The sequence below is a fragment of the Escherichia sp. XD33 genome, assembly GCF_019375075.1.
Lineage (GTDB): Bacteria > Pseudomonadota > Gammaproteobacteria > Enterobacterales > Enterobacteriaceae > Enterobacter > Enterobacter flexneri_A.
In genome coordinates this window covers 1-3,323 of record NZ_JAENDM010000128.1, presented here as the reverse complement: position 1 = coordinate 3,323, position 3,323 = coordinate 1, and the positions used below count along the sequence as shown (strand labels likewise).

The following is a 3,323-nucleotide window of genomic DNA, read 5'->3' as shown; positions in this document are numbered from 1 at the left end:
GTGATGGAAGTTTAAGTCCTCTTGATTATAGTGTAGGTATTGGAACAGGTTTAGAATTAGGACATTTCCAGTTTATGTTTGGCTATGATTACCCTCTTAGTAACAGTTCGAAAGATCCAAGAGCCGATAAAATGAGATTGTATTAATCTCATTTTATCGGCTCTGCGTCTTTGCGTCTGGCTCTGTAATCACAGTTACTTTGAACTGCTTTATTTCAATTAAATTTTCTTGTCTGCATTTCGGACAATAGAGGGGGAATTTTTTTAATTCAGTATCTTCCCTTATCTTTAATCGTGTTTTATTTCCACATACAGGACACAATATTCACTTGTAGTTTATAATAACTATCTCCTCCTTTACACTTTAATTCAAATCTTTATTAAAGAATATTTCATCTTATTTAACAAGAAACCATATTTATATAACAACATAAAATACACTAAGTTATTTTATTGAACATATATCGTACTTTATCTATCCGACTATTTGGACGACGGGGCTGGCAAACAGGTTCACCGGTAGTAACATGGTACCCTTTTAACTCTGTTAAACAAACACTACGTCCATTTGTAAAAAAAGTTAAATCATTGCGATAATCTTGAATACATCGAGCAGGAATTTCTCCAATAATAATGACCTCATTATTTTTCAGTTGAGTATTTACGATATTTGCACAATATTTGGGAGCATCGTTATATGCCCGTGAAAGATATTCCTGTGGTGCATAAACTTTAAAACTAAGATATGGCTCTAACAATTCTGTTCCAGCTTTTCTAAAGGCTTGCTCCAGTACAATAGGAGTAAGCATCCGAAAATCTGCTGGAGTACTAACAGGGCTATAGTATAAACCGTACTTAAAACAGATTTTACAATCCGTCACATTCCAACCATATAATCCTTGTTCGCAACCATAGCGTATCCCTTCCATAACTGCATTTTGAAATGATTGATTTAAGTATCCAAGAGAAACCGAGCTCTCATACTGCATTCCACTTCCCAACGGAAGCGGTGATACAGATAAACCAATGGAAGCCCAGAAAGGATTTGGCGGCACTTCGATGTGAATGGTATATTCTGCATTTTTTAACGGTCTCTCCATATAAATGACTGTAGGCTCTTTTAGTTCTATCTCCACATGATACTTTTCTTGCAACAGTGCACTAATCACTTCCATTTGTACTTTCCCTAAGAAAGAAAGTATAATTTCATGTGTCGTAGAATCCACGTAATATCGTAGAAGCGGATCACTATCTGAGATTTCCAAAAGGGCATCAAGCAACATTTCCCTTTGTTGAGGTTTGCTCGGTTCAACAGTCGTTTGCAGCAGAGGGAGGGGATTTTCAATTCTCTCTCTCTGTGGCAATAGCTTTGTATCTCCAAGAACACTATTTAACTTCAAAAACTCATTCTGCAAAATAACAATTTCCCCGGAATAAGCCTTATCAATTTTACATAATTCACCATTTATTGAAGTATACATTTCTGTAATTTTTATTTTTTCCTTTTCCGATATTCTAACCGAATCTCGCAAATGCAGTACGCCACTATAAAGACGTATATATGCAAGACGCTGTCTTTTTTCCGAATACTCAATTTTGAAAACTTTTCCGCAAAGTTCAGACTGACCTCGATGTGTTGATGAATAAAATTTATTCGTAATCACTTCTATAAGGTTATCAATCCCTATATTGTTTTTTGCACTTCCGTGATAAACAGGGAACAGGGAACAATTATGAAATCTTATGCTTTCCTCTTGTTCGAGTTCTAATGCTTCCAATAATTTCCCAGACGTATATTTCTCCAAAAGGTAATCATTTCCTTCTATTACCATATCCCATTGTTCAGATTCGGTAAAGTTCATTACACGCATATTAGGATGCAGTTCTACCTTCTGTTTGATTACAATTTCCGCAGAAAGTTTCTCTTTAATATCCTGATAAACCGTTGATAAATCAATTCCATTTTGGTCAATCTTATTGATAAAAAAGATTGTGGGAATACCTATTTTCCTAAGTGCATGAAACAATATACGAGTTTGTGCTTGTACGCCATCTTTTGCAGAAATCAGTAGAATTGCCCCATCTAATACTGATAATGAACGATATACTTCTGCTAAGAAATCCATATGTCCTGGCGTGTCTATGATGTTCACCTTCGTATTTTCCCACTGAAAAGAGGTTATTCCTGTCTGAATTGTAATTCCTCTCTGACGTTCTAAAAGCGTATTATCCGTCCTCGTTGTACCTTTGTCCACGCTTCCTAATTCTGTAATCGCTCCACTGTTATATAATAAGCTTTCTGTTAAGGTAGTTTTTCCTGCATCAACATGAGCTAAAACTCCAATATTAATAATTTTCATGTGATTTTCCTCCATTCAAAAGCCCAAAAGGGCATAAAAATCCCAGTGATAAATACTCTTATCACTGGGATTTTTATGCATAACCATAGGCATACAAAGCATACAGATATTCTCCGGATACTTTAGAATCACATGATAAAGGTATTCTTAAACTGGGTACAAAAAACTAAGCCCTCCTAAAAAAGGACATCCAATTATTTGTTCCCACTATCAAATTGACAGTTTATTTAAGAATACCTTGCCGCATATTTATTAACTCCTTTTAAATAGATACTTAAATAATAGCACGTAAGAGCATATTTGTAAAGGAATCTCCAATTTTTTATCAAAGAGAGTACGTGATTACAAAATAGCTGTAATAATGTACCAATATTTGTTATTCTATAATCTTCCAATTACTCCCGTTCTTTTCAAGTACCAAATCAAATTGAGATACCTGCGTTGCTTTGGTCTGCTGGTCGATATACTCCACTGTCAGCGATACCGTGACTTGATTATCCTTACGATTGTAAATAGGATTTACCAGTTCTTGAAAGATGTACTCTTTTCCGATTGGTTTTAATATCCCGTCATTCACATAGTAGGAAAGTTCACTGGCTGTCGCTGTAGGATAGAGCTTGAAGAACGTCGTTAAAAACTCATTGATTTCATTGGTTGTAATGGAATCAACCGTACCCTCACTTTCAATAGCTTTTGGTTTATAGTCTGATTTCTTTGGTATGCTAGTAATGGTCGGATTCTTAATGAGGACCATATTTCCAGTACTGTCTACATAGACACTCACTATATAAGCAGAGTGGACGGTCTTTGTATTTTCCCCCTCTGTAATGAGTTGGTCTACACTGGGCACTGTTGCAAAGTTAGCGATGAGGCAGCCTTTTGTCTTATTCAAAGGCCTTACATTTCAAAAACTCTGCTTACCAGGCGCATTTCGCCCAGGGGATCACCATAATAAAATGCTGAG

General features: G+C 35.8%; 3 protein-coding genes and 1 pseudogene. All 4 read right to left on the bottom strand.

Features of this window, described 5'->3' with window-relative positions; translation table 11 throughout:
- Positions 1–153: 153 nt before the first annotated feature.
- Entirely contained in the window at positions 154–321 is a 168-nt protein-coding gene (locus tag K0778_RS25280; RefSeq protein ID WP_000336323.1) for a cysteine-rich KTR domain-containing protein, read from the bottom strand.
- Positions 322–439: 118 nt separating this feature from the next.
- Positions 440–2,359 carry a tetracycline resistance ribosomal protection protein Tet(M) gene (tet(M), locus tag K0778_RS25275; RefSeq protein WP_025989258.1) on the bottom strand — a complete coding sequence of 640 codons (1,920 nt, stop codon included), beginning with the start codon at positions 2,357–2,359 and terminating at the stop codon, positions 440–442.
- 15 nt (positions 2,360–2,374) lie between these two features.
- Complete coding sequence (locus K0778_RS25270) at positions 2,375–2,491, bottom strand: tetracycline resistance determinant leader peptide (protein WP_001814923.1); 117 nt, start codon at positions 2,489–2,491, stop codon at positions 2,375–2,377.
- A gap of 244 nt (positions 2,492–2,735) precedes the next feature.
- A pseudogene (locus K0778_RS25265) lies at positions 2,736–3,218 on the bottom strand (conjugal transfer protein); the annotation flags it as partial.
- Positions 3,219–3,323 lie beyond the last annotated feature (105 nt).